Origin of the sequence: Halomonas sp. CH40 (assembly GCA_041875495.1) — a bacterium.
In the GTDB taxonomy this organism is placed as follows: domain Bacteria; phylum Pseudomonadota; class Gammaproteobacteria; order Pseudomonadales; family Halomonadaceae; genus Vreelandella.
This window is the reverse complement of record CP112982.1, coordinates 884,868-901,307: the sequence shown is the minus strand read 5'-3', so window position 1 is coordinate 901,307 and position 16,440 is coordinate 884,868. Positions and strand designations below refer to the sequence as shown.

Below are 16,440 nucleotides of genomic sequence, written 5' to 3'. Positions count from 1 at the left end.
ACGCGCACGGATAGCATCATGCAGGCGCTCCCATTCGCCACCCTTGCTCTTGTTCTTTATATGGCGGCGGCCCTCTGGCAGGGGCTGTCACTTTTACGCCGCTTGCCCGCCCGCCCGATACTGGTGCGCATGCTGGCCACACTGGGGCTTTTGCTGCACATCCCTCTGGTGGTCAAGCTATTGGGGCAATCGCCCGGCTTTCTGCCCGGCTTCACCACCAGCGTTACCCTTTTCATGGCGGTGGCCGTCAATGTCGTTCTGGTCGCCAGCCTGTTCAAGCCGGTGCTGAATGCGGGTATCGCACTATTCCCTATTGCCGGCATTGCCCTGATTGCAGCCGCTGGATTACCTAGCGAGGGCAGCGCAAGAGGGCTTACGCCAGGCATTCTTCTCCACGCAGTCAGCTCCGCGCTGGCCTTTGCAACCATTGCGATTGCAGCGGCGCAGGCAGTATTGGTTGGCCTGCAGAATCAGGCGCTGCGCCATCATCACATTCGCGGCATTGTCCAATCACTGCCGCCGCTCACCACCATGGAGCGTGTGCTGTTCGAACTTGTCTGGGCCGGCGTACTGCTACTGACACTCTCGATCATTAGCGGCTTTCTGTTTCTGGATAACCTGTTTGCCCAGCATCTGGCGCACAAAACCGTCCTGTCGATTACTGCCTGGTTGATATTAGCGACACTGCTGGTAGGCCGTTACCGCTTTGGCTGGCGCGGCATGCGGGCCGTCAAGTGGACGCTGACAGGGGGCATTTTTCTGATTCTGGCTTACTTTGGTAGCAAGTTCGTGCTGGAGATCCTGCTTGGCGCCTGATGCGAGCCTGACACCACAACGCTTTCTGGTGCAACACGGAACTGTTTGACATTCTGTACATTATCTTCTGACAATCGGACTACCCAGCAATAAAGGAACCTTCAACTTGAGCGACGACTTCCCCTTGGGGTTATTGTTCGGATTACTCGCCCTACTGATTCTGCTTTCTGCTTTCTTTTCGAGCTCTGAAACCGGCATGATGTCGATCAACCGCTATCGCCTGAGCCATCAGGCCAATAGCGGCGACACCCAAGCCAAGCGTGTGCTTCGTTTGCTGGCGCGCCCAGACCGACTGATTGGCGTGATCCTGATCGGCAACAACTTCATCAACAATCTGGCAGCGTCCATCGCCACCATCATCGCCATTCATTTTTTCGGCGAAGTGACCGGCCCCGCTATCGCCACTCTGATACTGACCATCACCATCCTGATTTTTGCCGAAGTCACGCCCAAGACCTATGCGGCTATCAAACCGGAACGCATTGCCTACCCGGCCTCACGGATTCTGGAGCCGCTGCTCAAGCTTCTCTACCCGCTGGTGCTGCTGGTCAGCCTGATATCCAACGGCCTGTTGCGCCTGCTGGGAGTCAAAAGCGTAGAAAACGGCGGCGATAGCCTGACCCGGGATGAGCTACGCACCGTTGTCCACGAGGCGGGCACTATGATTCCTTACCGCCACCAGACGATGCTGCTGTCAATCCTCGATCTTGAAAACGTCACGGTGAACGACATCATGGTACCGCGCCATGAAGTGCTGGGCATCGACCTTGATGACTCACTGGCGGATATTCTTGCCCAGATACGCACTAGCCAGCACACCCGGCTGCCGATTTTCAAGGGCGACATCAACAACATCATCGGCATGTTGCACTTGCGCAATGCCGCTCGCTTCCTTTCCCGCTCGGAAGTCACCAAGGCGGCGATTGTGCAGGAGGCTCGTGAGCCTTACTTCATCCCCGAATCCACCCCGCTGCATACCCAACTGCTTAACTTCCAGAAGCAGAAGCGCCGGATTGGCATCGTCGTGGATGAATACGGTGATGTGGAAGGTCTGGTCACGCTGGAGGATATTCTTGAAGAGATTGTCGGCGAGTTCACCACAGATGTTTCCGAAGACCAGGAAATTCACCAGCAGGACGATGGCAGCCATGTGATCGAAGGTACCGCCAATATCCGTGAGATCAATAAAATGCTGGGCTGGAAGCTGCCAACCGATGGGCCTAAAACCCTCAACGGCCTGATTCTAGAGCATCTTGAGTCTTTTCCGGAAGGCCCTGCCTCCCTGCAGATAGGCTCAATTCGCATGGAAATCCTGGAAATTCGCGACAACCTGATCACATCAGCACGCTGCTGGCCAGCAGTACGCCTGCCGCGCCGCTAATCGTCAGGATGGCCGCCCTGCTGGGCGGCCTCTTTGAGGCTGCGTACCTGAGTTTCAAGATAGCGCCGCAAGGCAATCTCATGGCCTAACGTCTTTGAAATCATCAGTGGGTCGAGGGCCTTGCCAAAATTCAGCGTTACCCGGGCTCGCCAGCGGCGTGGCCAGGTCTTCAGGGCTGGGCCACTCGCATTGGATGTCCATGACCCCCATAAACCTGCCAGCCCGACCGGAACAACCGGCACGTTATCACGCGCCAGTATGGTTTCAATACCGCGCCTAAAGCTGCCCACCTCACCATCCCGGGTCAGCCGGCCCTCTGGAAATACCATAACAATTTCACCGTTGGCCAGCGCCGCACTGACGTCGTCAAGGGCACGCCTTAGCGACCCCGGATCGCGGCGTTCAGAAGCAATCGGGATCACCCCAACCCATTTGAACCACCATTGCAGCACGGGTGAGTTAAAAATGGTCTGGTCCATCACAAAACGTATCGGCCGCGGGCAGGCGCCGCCGAGCACCAGTGCATCCATATAGCTGACGTGATTGCAGACCATCAGCGCCGCCCCATGACGGGGAACATTCTCGCGCCCCTGAATGCGCAAACGATAGATAAGCCGCACCAGGGCATAAATCACCTTGCGCAGCAGGTGGCGTGTTCGCACTCGCGCAAGGGTCACACATCGTCCTCAATATGACGCAGACCGGCAAGCACGGTACTTAACAACTGTTCCAACAACTCATCGACCTTTAACTGCTGACCCTGCCAATAGCCCAGACGCTCATTTAAACCCAGCTGAACCAGACCGTGTACGCTACCCCACAGGGTACGCCCCAACCGCCGCGCCTCCAGGTCATCCAGAGCGGGTTGGTATTCTTTCAGGCTGGTTTCCACCTGAGTGAACAGCGCTTCGATCAAATCACTCTGGCGCTTATCAAGCTCACCCTCCTGAGCCAATGGATAATCAAACAGCAGCTGCCAGCGGTAGCAGTCCTGTTTGGCAAACTGCCAGTAAGTATGTGCCAGTGCCCGCAGCCAGGGTTCTGGCGCATTGGTGTTCAGGCTGGTAATCGTATGCTGCAAACGTGCCAGGGTGTCAACGTTGACATATTGAAGCAGGTTATTGAAGCTGCCATACAGTTTGAGCAAAGTGCTTGGCGCACAGCCTACTTCGCGGGCAATCGCACGCAAAGACAAGCCGTGAACCGGTTTGTCTGCCAGCCAGGCATCACAGGCATGCATTACCTGCGCATGGAGGGCATCGGGCGCATGCTGTCGTGGGCGTGCCATGGCATTCTCTTCAGGTTTACTGCGGAAGGAAGGCCTGATTTCATGCTGTTTTACATGATCAGGTTCGTATAGGATACCTTATATCAAACACTGTTTTCGATACTATTGTATAGCTTATTTATCAATTTGCCTGCAGCTCATCAAGTTCACAACATCAAGCGCCACCTGTGAGGTGTAAACTCCCCATCGAAGGGCCCATTGAACGGAGAGTGACGTGACAGGACGCCTTTATGTACGTGATTTACCACTGGCTGACTGGCTAGCCCCGATCAGCTGTGCAGAACCACCAATAACCTCGCCCAACCTGGCGCCTCGCCAGGGGGTATCCGCTATTCGCTGGGAGCATGGTAAGCGCCAACTGGGCACCCTGTTCTGGGGGTTAACGCCCCCTTGGCTTGAGGTTCTCGATCACGCTCCCCACAATGCGCGCGCTGAAACGCTGGAAAGTCGGCCAATGTTTCGCGAGGCTCTGCAGGCACGCCGCTGCGTTGTACCTGTCAGCGGTTTCTATGCCTGGAAGGTTCAGCCGCGGGGCAAACAGCCGTACCTGATCACTCATACCCAACGCTCACCGTTATTGCTGGCAGGGTTATGGTGTCGCTATCACACCAGCCTGACCACCTTTAACGATTCAATGGCACTGATTACCGTGCCCGCCAATGCCTGCCTGGCAGCAGTGACTGACCGTCTTCCAGTCATCATTGCGCCAAACCAACTGGATACTTGGCTACACCCGGCAAGCACATTGCACGCTATTAAACAGCAACTAACCCCCGCACCTTTGGAACTGTTGGGCGCTTTTCCGGTATCAAGACATGTCAACAATCCCGCCTATCAGTCACCTGCTTGCGCCCACCCCGTTGGGCCAATGCTGAAATGGGCATCGACTCAGGAGTCGTGAATGTTACGTTTTCTATATTTTTCATCTGGCCACCCTTTGGCCACCTCGGCCCTGCTATCGCTGGGAATGCTCTACATACCGCTGGCCAACGCCAGCTCAACCGATGGCGTCAGCCAAGTGGAGAGCCCTATCGTCAGCCCTCATGATGAACGCGACTATCGCGTCCTGACCCTCGACAATGGTCTGCAAACCCTGCTGGTCAGCGACCCGCAAGCAGACAAGGCCGCGACCTCAATGAATATTCGCGTGGGCAGTGCTCAGGATCCGGAAGACCTTCAGGGTCTGGCACACTTTCTTGAACACATGCTGTTTCTGGGCACCGAGCCGTTTCCTGAGTCAGACGCCTACCAGGGCTATATTTCGCGTAACGCCGGCTCTTTTAATGCGTTTACCGCGCCCCAGGACACCAATTACTTCTTTGATATCGAGCCTTCCGCCCTGCCCGGCGCGCTGGATAGATTCAGTGCTTTCTTCCTGACGCCGCTGTTCAATGCCGACAAGCTGGATAGCGAGCGCAATATCGTTCACTCAGAATACATGGCGCGCATTCGCGACGAAGCCCGCCGCGAGAACGATGCCCTCAATCAGGTGCTCAATCAGGATCACCCCATGACTCGTTTCGCCGTGGGCAGCCGTGAAACCCTGGCCGACCGGCCCGACGGTGAGCCTTCCCTGCGTGACCGGGTGATCAAGTTCTACCGTCAGCATTACGATGCCAATGTCATGACGCTGGCGATTGTGGCCCCGCAATCACTGGATACCCTGGAGAACTGGGTTGCCGAGCGCTTTGTGGATATTCCCAACCGCGGGCTCAACGCAGCGGAAATTGACGTTCCATTTGTACAGGACAACAGCCTGCCCATTTACCTGCAGCGTCAGTCGCTACAGGATCGCCGTCAGGTGCGGTTTCACTTTCCAATCCCGGACCCTATCAGTGATTACCAGACACAGCCGACTCAGCTGATTGCTCACCTTCTGGGCGATGAAGGGGAAGGCAGCGCCCTGGCACTGCTACGTGATGAAGGGCTGGCTGACGGCCTGTCAGCAGGTACCGGTCGGCGCGATGGCCAACACGCTTTCTTTTCGGTATCGGTCAGCCTGACGCCAAAAGGCGCTGAACGCCTGGATGATATTCAGGCGACCCTGTTTGCCGCCATCAATAACATTCGTGAATACGGCCTGGATGCATGGCGCTACCAGGAACAGGCCAGCCTGCGTGAACAGGCTTTCCGCTTCCAGCAGCCCGGCGCGCCCAGCCAGGAGGCCACTCGCCTGTCCATGAATCTGTCGCGTTACCCGGCCGAAGATGTTCAGTACGCTGCTTACCGCATGGACGGCTTCGAGCCTGAACGTCACCTTACTTACCTGGACGCCCTGACACCAGATAATCTGATTCGGGTCTACTCAGGCCCTGACGTGGAAAGCGAACAGATATCCCCCTGGTTTAATACCCAATGGCGCCGCCTTGATGACGCAACTCCCGGCAACCCATTGGCCGGCTTGGCCCTGCCTGCCCCCAACCCCTTTATTGCCGATGACCTGACCCTGCTGGAAGGCAGCGACGAACAGCCACAGGCCTTAATAGAGGCTCGCGGCTTTCGTGCCTGGCACATGCAGGAAGAACGCTTTAACACGCCCAAGGTGGAATGGCGCATCAGCCTGCAACACCCTAGCGCCAGCTATTCAGCGGAAGAAGCCGTGCTGACGAGGCTGCTGGCCAATTGGCTGAATGATAGTCTGAATGAATCCCTTTATCCGGCCTGGTTGGCGGGGCATTCAGTCAACAGTTATGCCCACTCCAGAGGCATCACCCTGGCTCTGTCCGGCTGGCGGGACGGCCAGACGCCCCTGATCGAGCAGACACTGTCACAACTTGCCGAAGCGCCCATTTCAGCCAACGCCTTCGAGCGGGTGAAGTATCAACTGCAGCGCGAATGGCGCAATGCACCGGAATCATCACTCACCCGCCAGGCCCAGCGCGCACTCGGTGAAGCCCTGCTGACCCCTCAATGGTCGAGCAGTGAACTCCTCGCTGCCAGCCAGCGGCTGCAGATCCATCACCTGGAAGATTTCCGCCAGCGCTTTCTTGAAAAACTGTACGTTGATGCCATGGCAGTAGGCAACCTGACCGCTGAGCAGGCCGAACAGCAAGCTGAACTGACACGCGGCAAGCTGCGCCCACGCCTCACTCAGGACGCCATTAGCGAACTGACACCCCTTCATGTCAAGACAGGGGCCAGCGTTCTACGCCCGGAAAGTACCCGCGACGAATCACTGGTACTGCGTTACCTGCAAGGCAACGACACCTCGCTGCGCCAACAGGCAGCCGTGAGCGTCTTGGCCCAATGGCTGGAAACGCCGTTTTATCAGCGCTTGCGTACAGAAGAGCAGCTTGGCTATATCGTCAATGCCGGTTACTCACCGCTGCTTGAAGCCCCAGGGCTTGCCATGATTGTTCAATCCCCGGAAACCCCAAGCGCTACAATTGCCGAGCGCATGGATGCTTTCCTGCAAGGGGCCGATGAACGCCTGGAGGAGCTGGATGACGAAGCACTTGCGCCCTATCGCCAGGCCGTGTTTGAACGGCTAACCCAGCGGGATACCCGACTTGAGGCGCTCGCTAACCGTCACTGGCAAGCCACCGCACTCAACGAGGTTGTGTTCAACCGCCGCGAACAGCGCGCTGAACTGGCGCTGGATATAAGCGCAGACGAGCTCCGCAAGGTGTGGTCAACGCTGCGCAAGCGCCAGCTGGATATCCGCTTTGACCCCAAGGATACGAAAAGTGATATCAGCGAGTTTCGTGAAATGCTGACACCTTTCCCACGCTAACCCTTGATGGCCACCTTGCCCGCTCAGGCATCAAATGCCTGGGCGGGCAGGATGGATTCCACATACATCACCACTTCTTCAAGAATCTGGCGCTGATGGTCGTCCAATGACTGTTGATTATAGCGCTCGATTTCACGGGCAAAGTCTTTCAGGGTGAACCCTGCCAGCGCCGGATCATTCAGGCGTGACCAGCGAAATGCCTCCCATTGGGCCAGCTCCTCACCTTCCAGGGTATGCGGATAGCTGCGGGCCCGATAGCGAAACAGCATTTCTTCCAGACGCGGATCCTGAAAGGCAAACCGCTGGCCCACCAGATCCCAGGGAGACAAACTGCGAACACGCTCCATCGCCTGGCGATCTACGGCAGAAAAGAAAGCGCCGCTATACAGCATCAGATCCGGATCATGGGGCTCATCGGCAAACGTCTGCCGAAATACCTCAGCGACCTTGCTGGCCACCTGCGTCTTTTGTGCATTAAGCGTTTTCCAATGCTGGCGGCAGGCATCAACATCCAGCCCCAGCCGCTTGACAAGGGTGCCATATTCACCCTGATGCGGCCCTTCCACATCCTTCAGCGCCCCCGCCGGGAACACCACCGGGCAACGGTTGATATGAATAACCTTGAGCGGAATGCGCGTCTCTCCTTCGGCCAGATCCTGCTGGCTGACAAACACTCGCTCGCGCACCTGCTCAGCTGACAGATTCAACAGCTCGCCTGGGTCAACGCTCAGGTCATACACAATCACCCCGTTGGGGTTGGTGGGATGCTCAGCCAGCGGCATTACCAGAGCACTACAGGCGCGGCTGGCCGGGTAACGCCGGGAGATATGCACCAGAGGCTTGGCATGGGGGATATCCAGAAGTTTGCTCACCGCCCGCTTGCCACGTAAACCCAGCAAGTAATCAAACAGCTTGGCATTGCATTCGCGCAGCTTTCTTGCCAGGGCGATTGTCGCCCGCACATCGGCCAGAGCATCATGGGCGCCGGCATGTTCTATGCCATTGGCCGCCGTCAGGTCTTCAAGCTTAAAACTTGGCGCGCCATCCTCCCGCAGTGGCCACTCAATACCCGCCGGGCGCAGCGCATAGAATGCCCGCACCACATCAATAAGATCCCAGCGGGAGTTACCGTTCTGCCATTCTCGGGCATAAGGGTCGAGCAGGTTGCGATAAAACAGATGACGTGAGATTTCATCATCAAAGCGCAGGCTGTTATACCCCACCACACAGGTGCCTGGCACACTCATGCAGCCTAATACTTCACTGGCAAACTCGGCTTCAGGCAAACCACGTCGCTGGGCTTTTTGCGGCGTAATACCGGTAATCAGGCAAGCGGTCGGGTGGGGAAGGTAATCATCCGCCGGTTTGCAGTAAAGCTCTATCGGCTCGCCAATTTCATTTAGCGCACCATCCGTGCGGATGGCGGCAAACTGAGCCGGTCGATCACGCCGGGTATCTGCGCCGAAGGTTTCATAGTCATGCCAGAGAAAACTGCTGGGAACCGTCTGGTTAGGCGCCATGAAAAACCATACTCCGCGTCGATCGTGAATCGTTATTGTGAATTATCTATCTGAATTGTTTATGACTTAGGCAGCGTAACGTTCAGTTCAAGCACTGAACAGTTATCTTCGCTGTCCAGGCTAATCTGGACAGCATCATCGTCAATCTGGACATAGCGGCGAATCACTTCAACCAGCTCCTTTTCCAGCATGGGCATATAATCTGGCTGGCCACGCTGGCTGCGCTGATGCGCCACGATGATCTGCAAGCGCTCTTTAGCCACTGAAGCAGATTTCTTACGCTCGCGTTTCAGAAATTCCATAAGTTTCATCGACGAGTCCCTCCCCCGAACATGCGTGTCAGCAAGCCTTTCTTGCTAGCCTGATGGAAACGTAAGGGTACGTCTTCACCAAGCAGGCGTGACACTGTATCGAGATATGCCATACCCGCATCGCTGGCACTTTCATGAATAACCGGCACACCCTGATTGGATGCCCTGAGAACCGCTTCGGACTCGGGAACCAGCCCCACGAGCTCAATCGCCAGGATTTCGCGGATATCTTCCAGGGTCAGCATATCGCCACTGGTCACACGATCCGGATTATAACGGGTAATCAACAGATGCTCGCGAACCGGGTCGCTGGCCTGTTCGGCGCGCTGGGTTTTCGAAGCCAGCAGACCAAGAATGCGGTCAGAGTCACGTACCGAAGACACTTCCGGGTTGGTCACCACCACGGCTTCATCGGCAAAATACATCGCCAGCTGGGCGCCACGTTCGATCCCCGCCGGGGAATCACAGATAATAAAATCAAATTCCTCCTTGAGTTTTTCCAGTATATCCTTAACGCCTTCCTGGGTTAATGCTTCTTTATCCCGGGTTTGCGAGGCCGGGAGAATAAACAGGTTTTCAACACGCTTATCACGGATCAGCGCCTGATTAAGGCCCGCCTCCCCTTGAATGACATTCACCAGGTCATAGACAACACGACGCTCGCAGCCCATGATCAAATCCAGATTACGCAGCCCAACATCAAAATCGATGACCACGGTTTTCTGACCACGCATCGCAAGGCCTGTCGAAATGGAAGCTGCACTGGTCGTTTTGCCTACGCCGCCCTTACCTGAAGTGACTACAATGACTTTGGCCAAGATACCCATCCTTTTTAATATCGTGTGCCGTTGGCGCACTGACGCTATTCCATCATTTGCGCCCATGAACGGCTCGGTAATACTTTAACTGTCTTCCTCTCCGCCGCGCGCTGATGAACACATATAAACCGCAGCGTCAGAGCCCTGAAGATTGCCTCTATGTTACGTTATAGCCCCCCGGCTGAATATGGCAAAACATGCTTCAAAACACTCACGACGGTCAAAAAACATACAACAATCAAAACACATAATAGCCAATAAAACGCACGACAGTGCTGCATACCGACTGGGTGTATGTAATTAAGTTCCTCAGAACCCGCTGGGGGCTGTTTACATGCTCCCAAACTAACGTACCGTTGGGTATGGGCAGTGTTTTACTAGCGCTTAGATAAGAGGCTTGATTTCAAGCTGCTCGCTGCTGTAATGAACCTGAGCAGGCCCACCCAACAAACGTGAATCAACGTCTTCCAGACGTTTGTAATTACCCGCTACCGAAAGCAACTCCGCCTTAAGCTCGCGGCAATAGATGCCAGCAGACAAATTACCGTGAATCCCCGCCAGCGCTCGCCCCCGCAGCGGGCCATAGATATGGATACTGCCGCCTGCCAACACCTCAGCCCCTGCATTGACGGCCCCAATCACGATCAGATCACCATCGGCGGCACTTACCTGCTGGCCTGAACGCACCGTGCCGCGATAAAGCCGCGTAGTGGCCTGTTCTGCAACGGGGTCTTGCGCTACATCCTGTGACTGTTTGGCGGTTTGGCTTTTCGACGCTGAACGGTCAGTTACTGACGAACCCACCGCTGCCTCTACCTCCACGCTTGCCAGACGTCGAGCGCGCTCACCCTCAACCGGTGCAAACCAGCCAAGCCCCAGCGCCCAGGCTGACTGACGGACAGGATCTGTGCCGCCACGCACGGCCACCGGCAGCAATTTATGTTCGCGGCACACGGCGCAGATACGCTCCAATGCCAAATTGGGGGCACCCAACTTTTCCACGCTAAGCACAACAGGTGTATGCTGGAAAAAAGCGGGTGACTGAGCCAGCTTGCCCTGAAGTTGCTGGCGAATCAGCTCGGGATCGGCGCTGCTCAACTCCATGACAGTCATGGGTAGCATGCCGCCTTTAAAAGTAAAGGCCACGTCGGCCGTATCCGCTTTAAGGCTCATGGCCAAAACTCCGTAACTTGACCAGATTCGCACCTGGATCAGGTAAAATAGATAGAATGTAGTGAATAGTAGAAAACACCCTGACGGTGGCACATCTTCACAAGCCCCGTCTATATAATAGACAAAGCTAAGCGACAGTGCAGGCGACTGCAACCGCCAAACGCTTGCGCTAAACTTTTTTAACGCTAGGCACTCGACTCAGGATGATCCATGCACGGACTGTTACGACGCTTTTTTGCTCCCCGGTGGCAACACCCCGACCCAGAGATACGCCGCCAGGCGCTTGCTCGCCTGGACCCGACACAGCCCGACCATCAACAGGCGCTCAAGGCACTTTCACAAGACACTGACCCAGGTCTTCGCCTGGCCGCTTTATGTGCCTTGAATGACCTTGCCGGCCTGCTGGCAGGCTATGCCCAACACAGCGACGAAAGCGCCTGGTTTGAAGCCACCGCCCAACGCCTGAGTGGAGAACGCGGCCAGATTGAGCTGAGCGAGCGCCACCACCAGCTCGAGCAGGTCGCTGACACTCGGCTCCTGCATGCTGTCGCTCATGCCGGTGACAACCTCGACCTGCGCCTTGCCGCACTCGAGAAGCTACAGGATGAGGATGATATCATCCAACAAGCTTGCCACAATGGCGTTGTTGCCGTCCGTCATCGCGCAGCAGAGCGTGTTGCCAGCGAGCAGGGTTTAAGACGGCTGCTCAAGGAATCCCAGCGCGACCGCCAGGTCATGCGCCTGGCTCGTGATCGGCTTAATGCGCTAAAAGAAGACGCTGAATGGGAAAAGAACCAACATCAAAAGCGCGAAGCTATTCTCCACGCTCTGGAACAGCAGGCCAAACGCCCCTGGGAGCCACTTTACAGCGGTCGACTACGTCACCTCGAACGTGAATGGCAGCAGGTAGAAAAAGCGCCTGATGCTACTCAGGAAAAGCGCTATCATGATGCCCTGCTCGCCTGCCAGAAGATCCTCCACGACCACGATGCCAAAGAACGCGAGCGGCTTCATCAAGAGCAGCAACAAGCAGAAGCAGAAGAAACCCGCGAACAGTTATTGGAAGGCCTCGAAGAAAGTCTCGAAGGATTGCAACAAAGTGAAGCTCTGAACGGGCAGGATATTGATAGCCTGCGCGCCCAGTATCGCCTGTTTACCCAGCGCTGGCAGACCCTGGCAGACAGCTACCCAAGCAGCGACGACCTTCGCCTGCAGCATGCCGATGCCATCAAGCATTATGAACAGGTCATCAATGCCTGGGAACGCTGGGAGGCATACGCCCCCTTACTGGAACAGGCGCTGGCAGACAACCAGACGCCCAGCCTGCGCCAGCACCTCAATGCCTGCCGCTGGCCCGAGACGCTACCTCCTCCGGCCTTGATGCAGGAAGCCAAGGCAGCGCTGGCAACTCAGGCGGAAAACCGCACGCCCAAGCATGACCAGGACACACCCAACGTAGCCTCACTGGAAACGCTGAATAAAGAACTCGATAACCTGGAAAGTCTGCTTGAACGCGGCGCTTTCAAAAGTGCCAGCCGTTTGCACCAGCGGATCAAACCCAGTATCGACGCCCTTGAACATGCCTCGGCCAAACCGCTTGCATCACGCTTCAAGCATCTTGGTGCGCGCCTGGCGGAACTGCGTGACTGGCGTGGCTTTGTCGCTGGTCCCAAACGCTTACAGTTGTGCGAAAGCATCGAAGCGCTCGCCGATGACCAGCACATGGCAGAAACCGCGCTGGATCAACATCACCGCCAGCTGGTTAAGGAGTGGAAATCACTCGGTGACGCTGCCGCCAACCGCGAACTATCCACCCGCTTTCGTAGCGCCTCAGACCGCATCCACGAGCGGCTCAAACCCTGGCGGGAACAGCTTGCAAAGGAACGTCAGAACAATCTGGAAGCGCGTATCGCCATGTGTGAGCAGCTTGAGGCCTTGCTTGAACAGCCTGCTGATGATGCCGACCCTGACGTATTGCGTGAAATTCGCGATAAAGCACGGCAACAATGGCGGCACTACTCCCCCGTTCCCCGTGAAAATGCCGAGCAGATCGGCCGCCGCTTCGGTAAGGTGCGTCACCGTTTGCAGGCGCTGATTGATGACCGCGCACAAGCAATCGCTGACCAGAAGCAGGCGCTGGTAGAGCAGGCTCAAGCGCTCACCCAGCAGGAAGACACGCCGATTGCCGAACGTACCCGCCAAGCCAAAACATTGCAGCAACAGTGGCGTAACCTGGGGAGGGCGCCAAAAGGCCAGGAACAGCTACTGTGGAAAACCTTCCGCCAAGCCTGCGACCAGCTTTTTGCCCAAAGAGACGCCCAGAAAAGCGAGCAGGTTTCCCGCCAACAGCAGCGTCTGGACGACATGCAGGCCCTGATTGAGCGTATGGATGCCTGGCAGCCCAACCATGCAGACGACCTCACCACGCTGGAAGCTTTTCTGGCCGAGGCGGCAGCGCTGGAACCGCTTCCCCGCAATAGGCGCAGCGATGGCATGCAAAAGCGCCTGAGTGGTATTGTACGCGCTCGCCGTGAACGCCTGGAACGGCTCAAAGTAGCCGCTCGGGTGCAGCAGTGGCAGGCCATTCTGCCGCTCGTTAACGCACACCTGGACGCTGACCAGGCAGTGCTTGAACACTCAGCGGCTGGCACCGACGTCAATGCCGATGACGTACTGGATATCCCCTTGCCTGATGAATTTAAACCTGCGCATCTAAAGCGTAACCAGCTGCGGCGCCAGACCACGGCAAGCGCTCCCGAAACACAACAGCTGAAAGACGAGCTTGCACGGTTACGTGTGCATCTTTCACTACTCGCTCTTGGCCGCGTCAAGCAAAATGATGAGCCGCTAAGATTGGCCATTCAGGTAGAGCGCCTGAATGATGGCCTTCAACAGGAGCGCAGCCAGGAAGAAGAACTCATTTCCATTCTCTCCTCCTTGCTGGCATTAGGCCCCATGCCGCGCTCGCTGTGGCAGGCTGATATCAACGAGTTTGATGATCTGCTAAGCCGTCTGTCGCCGCTCCCACCGCACTGAGGGCACACCGGCATCGGCCCACGCCGTAGATAGCCACGCAAACAATGCCATTAAAAACAATGTCATTAAAAACACAGCAGAACGGGAGGCAAAAGCCTCCCGTTCTGTTTGGTTACCGGGTTCGATCAAAGTACCCGGGCAACTGACGTTGTCATGGTTAATCTGTCGATTAACCCATGAACTGGCCGCCGTTGATATCGATGTTGGCGCCGGTAATAAAACCTGATTCCTTATCAGCCAGGAAGGTTACCAGACGGCCAATTTCTTCTGGCGTACCGTACCGCTTCACCGGAATGGTCTCACGAATGGCTTCGCGTACCTTCTCGGGAATTTTCATTATCATATCGGTCGCGATATAGCCGGGCGAAATGGTATTGACGGTAATGCCCTTGGTTGCCGTTTCCTGTGCCAGCGACATGGTCAAACCGTGCATGCCTGCTTTTGCTGCGGCATAGTTCGCCTGGCCAAACTGCCCTTTACGGCCATTCACCGACGAAATATTGATAATACGACCGTAGCCTTCACCCAACATGCTTTCAATCACACCACGACACGTGTTGAAAACGCTGTTGAGGTTGGTATCGATTACCTCGCTCCATTGCTCATGGGACATCTTTTTCATGGTGCCATCACGGGTAATACCCGCACAGTTGACCAGCACACTGATAGGACCGTGTTCTGCTTCAATAGCGCGAGCGCCTTCAATGCACGCATCAAAATCAGAAAGATCAACGCCGGAAAGCGCGATATTCTGATAACCGTTTGCCTGCTGATCTTCCAACCACGTTTTGGCTTTCTCGGGATTATGATACCCAGCAACCACCTGATAACCAGCATCAGCCAGCGAACGACAGATTGCTGAACCGATACCACCGGTTCCACCAGTTACCCAGGCGACGGGGACTTGATTGGCCATTGACTACCTCCCTGAAATTACAAATAGCTTGTTTTGCATTGCAGCATATATAGCAAGCCATTGTGGATAAGCGCATATGCGCCCGAATCTGTGACATGCTCAATTGCAATTATTGGTCTAAGGCATGCCAACAGCTATAACCTAACAGGAGCCACGGTGACACCGTCAACTTTATCGTGAGTACACCGTACCCGCTTTATTCAACCGTTTAACAATCCAGGCAGTGCGCTGACGTGGCGATACCAGGCTCGAAAACGGAAATATATTAAGCAGTTTTAACATCAATCATGTTGCAGCACTATGACGATTACGCCTATAAGGCAAAAGTTGGTAATCGCCACTTGACGTGGGCGTATAAATACGTAGAATACGCAACACGTTGATGCGGGGTGGAGCAGTCTGGTAGCTCGTCGGGCTCATAACCCGAAGGTCATCGGTTCAAATCCGGTCCCCGCTACCAATATTTTTAAAGGCAGATCAGTAACTTACTGGTCTGCCTTTTTTGTGTTTGTTATCAGGCTAACTTCCTGTGACATATATGTGCCCAACACCTCATCTGAATCTCTCTGGCCAATTTTATTGTTGACCGTCAGGCGCCGATAAAAATTGAGCCCATCCTCGTTGTCTTATTCAACGTTCAGTTACCACCCAGCCGCCGCTTCTGACTCCTTTCTGCTTTCCTTGATATGAGTGACCAATTTCTCAATGTCACAATCAAAGTAGTAACAAAGCTTGTCCAGATTATCTGTCACCGCGCTATGGCCTGGATGATTGATGATTTTCGACAGCGTCATTCTGTTGATTCCTGTTTCTTTCGAAATCTCTCCTATCGTAATCCGTCGCCTCTCATTGAATTCCTTATCAGCTATCAGCTCTCTCAGGTGGTAGCGAATCATTCCAGGCCTCAATTAATCATTTAAATTATCAAAAAATACTTAAAATTATCATTTATGCAATTATATTTACTCTCGAACGATCAAAAATATATAAAATGATCACTTCAGAGGAGATGATCGGTAAGCGTATGGCGATCAGCAGGATTGCGGCAAAGGCGTGATATCCGCCATTGTCAGCTGTTGTTGCAGTAGCGATCGCACCGTCAGCAGGCGTTGCAAGGTAGCGGGGTCGAAGTCGGTGGCGATCTCGACGCGCTGGCCTTGGCGGGTCACTAGGCAGAGCCCGGCATTGTTGCTGGCCGATGGTTCTGAGGTGTCCGGCGCTGTTGTTGCCGCCACCGACACGGATAACAGCCGAGGCCGCTGGGTAGTGGCCGCTGGCGACGACTCATGCCGGATATTGCCATGCCAGTAGCTCAGGTTCTTGGAAGAAAGCCCGGCCTGACGAGCATAGCCCGCCATTGAAAGCCCGCTGTCACGCCAAGCTTCCAGATGCGAGTGCCAGAAGCGACGCTTTTCTTTCAAGGTGGTGGGAATCTGGGACATGAAGCC

Annotated in this window: 14 protein-coding genes and 1 tRNA gene; 6 read left to right on the top strand and 9 right to left on the bottom strand. The window is 55.4% G+C overall.

Features of this window, described 5'->3' with window-relative positions; all coding sequences use genetic code 11:
• The first annotated feature begins 18 nt into the window (after positions 1–18).
• Positions 19–816: a cytochrome c biogenesis protein CcsA gene (gene ccsA / locus OR573_04145; GenBank protein ID XGA80854.1), complete on the top strand. Its 798-nt coding sequence runs from the start codon at positions 19–21 to the stop codon at positions 814–816.
• A gap of 106 nt (positions 817–922) precedes the next feature.
• A complete protein-coding gene (locus tag OR573_04140; GenBank protein ID XGA80853.1) occupies positions 923–2,197 on the top strand; it encodes an HlyC/CorC family transporter in 1,275 nt (424 codons plus the stop codon).
• Here OR573_04140 and OR573_04135 read toward each other — a convergent pair.
• Both OR573_04135 and OR573_04130 read right to left on the bottom strand, forming a co-directional pair.
• Positions 2,194–2,874: a 1-acyl-sn-glycerol-3-phosphate acyltransferase gene (locus OR573_04135; GenBank protein ID XGA80852.1), complete on the bottom strand. Its 681-nt coding sequence runs from the start codon at positions 2,872–2,874 to the stop codon at positions 2,194–2,196. The genes OR573_04140 and OR573_04135 overlap by 4 nt on opposite strands.
• On the bottom strand, positions 2,871–3,485 hold the full coding sequence (locus OR573_04130; GenBank protein XGA80851.1) for a WHG domain-containing protein: 615 nt from the start codon (positions 3,483–3,485) through the stop codon (positions 2,871–2,873). The genes OR573_04135 and OR573_04130 overlap by 4 nt, the downstream gene beginning before the upstream one ends.
• Positions 3,486–3,699: 214 nt before the next feature.
• On the opposite strand from OR573_04130, the gene OR573_04125 reads away from it, so the two are divergent.
• Both OR573_04125 and OR573_04120 read left to right on the top strand, forming a co-directional pair.
• Positions 3,700–4,386, top strand: coding sequence for an SOS response-associated peptidase (locus OR573_04125; GenBank protein XGA80850.1), 687 nt, complete (start codon positions 3,700–3,702; stop codon positions 4,384–4,386).
• A complete protein-coding gene (locus tag OR573_04120) occupies positions 4,387–7,218 on the top strand; it encodes an insulinase family protein (GenBank protein ID XGA80849.1) in 2,832 nt (943 codons plus the stop codon).
• A 23-nt stretch (positions 7,219–7,241) separates the two neighbouring features.
• On the opposite strand, the gene sbcB is transcribed toward OR573_04120, so the two are convergent.
• The 4 genes from sbcB to minC all read right to left on the bottom strand — a co-directional run bounded on the left by sbcB (position 7,242) and on the right by minC (position 11,040).
• Entirely contained in the window at positions 7,242–8,738 is a 1,497-nt protein-coding gene (gene sbcB / locus OR573_04115) for an exodeoxyribonuclease I (protein ID XGA80848.1), read from the bottom strand.
• A 59-nt stretch (positions 8,739–8,797) separates the two neighbouring features.
• Positions 8,798–9,049 (bottom strand): cell division topological specificity factor MinE, encoded by a 252-nt coding sequence (gene minE, locus OR573_04110; GenBank protein ID XGA80847.1) that lies wholly within the window; start codon positions 9,047–9,049, stop codon positions 8,798–8,800.
• Entirely contained in the window at positions 9,046–9,867 is an 822-nt protein-coding gene (minD, locus tag OR573_04105) for a septum site-determining protein MinD (GenBank protein XGA80846.1), read from the bottom strand. Before minD ends, minE begins: the two co-directional genes overlap by 4 nt.
• A 384-nt stretch (positions 9,868–10,251) precedes the next feature.
• On the bottom strand, positions 10,252–11,040 hold the full coding sequence (gene minC, locus OR573_04100) for a septum site-determining protein MinC (protein ID XGA80845.1): 789 nt from the start codon (positions 11,038–11,040) through the stop codon (positions 10,252–10,254).
• Positions 11,041–11,250: 210 nt separating this feature from the next.
• On the opposite strand from minC, the gene OR573_04095 reads away from it, so the two are divergent.
• On the top strand, positions 11,251–14,076 hold the full coding sequence (locus OR573_04095) for a DUF349 domain-containing protein (protein ID XGA80844.1): 2,826 nt from the start codon (positions 11,251–11,253) through the stop codon (positions 14,074–14,076).
• Between the two features lie 169 nt (positions 14,077–14,245).
• On the opposite strand, the gene phbB is transcribed toward OR573_04095, so the two are convergent.
• Positions 14,246–14,992, bottom strand: coding sequence for an acetoacetyl-CoA reductase (phbB, locus tag OR573_04090; GenBank protein ID XGA80843.1), 747 nt, complete (start codon positions 14,990–14,992; stop codon positions 14,246–14,248).
• A gap of 383 nt (positions 14,993–15,375) precedes the next feature.
• Here phbB and OR573_04085 point away from each other — a divergent pair.
• Positions 15,376–15,452 (top strand) — tRNA-Met (locus tag OR573_04085).
• Positions 15,453–15,633: 181 nt separating this feature from the next.
• On the opposite strand, the gene OR573_04080 is transcribed toward OR573_04085, so the two are convergent.
• Positions 15,634–15,888 (bottom strand): helix-turn-helix transcriptional regulator, encoded by a 255-nt coding sequence (locus tag OR573_04080; protein XGA80842.1) that lies wholly within the window; start codon positions 15,886–15,888, stop codon positions 15,634–15,636.
• A gap of 135 nt (positions 15,889–16,023) precedes the next feature.
• Positions 16,024–16,434 carry a hypothetical protein gene (locus OR573_04075; protein XGA80841.1) on the bottom strand — a complete coding sequence of 137 codons (411 nt, stop codon included), beginning with the start codon at positions 16,432–16,434 and terminating at the stop codon, positions 16,024–16,026.
• Positions 16,435–16,440: the final 6 nt, after the last annotated feature.

Coding starts and splice junctions, on each gene's coding strand:
- ccsA (XGA80854.1), top strand. CDS start 19: ATGCAGGCGCTCCCATTCGCCACCCTTGCTCTTGTTCTTTATATGGCG.
- OR573_04130 (XGA80851.1), bottom strand. CDS start 3,485: ATGGCACGCCCACGACAGCATGCGCCCGATGCCCTCCATGCGCAGGTA.
- OR573_04120 (XGA80849.1), top strand. CDS start 4,387: ATGTTACGTTTTCTATATTTTTCATCTGGCCACCCTTTGGCCACCTCG.
- sbcB (XGA80848.1), bottom strand. CDS start 8,738: ATGGCGCCTAACCAGACGGTTCCCAGCAGTTTTCTCTGGCATGACTAT.
- minE (XGA80847.1), bottom strand. CDS start 9,049: ATGAAACTTATGGAATTTCTGAAACGCGAGCGTAAGAAATCTGCTTCA.
- minC (XGA80845.1), bottom strand. CDS start 11,040: ATGAGCCTTAAAGCGGATACGGCCGACGTGGCCTTTACTTTTAAAGGC.
- OR573_04095 (XGA80844.1), top strand. CDS start 11,251: ATGCACGGACTGTTACGACGCTTTTTTGCTCCCCGGTGGCAACACCCC.
- phbB (XGA80843.1), bottom strand. CDS start 14,992: ATGGCCAATCAAGTCCCCGTCGCCTGGGTAACTGGTGGAACCGGTGGT.
- OR573_04080 (XGA80842.1), bottom strand. CDS start 15,888: ATGATTCGCTACCACCTGAGAGAGCTGATAGCTGATAAGGAATTCAAT.
- OR573_04075 (XGA80841.1), bottom strand. CDS start 16,434: ATGTCCCAGATTCCCACCACCTTGAAAGAAAAGCGTCGCTTCTGGCAC.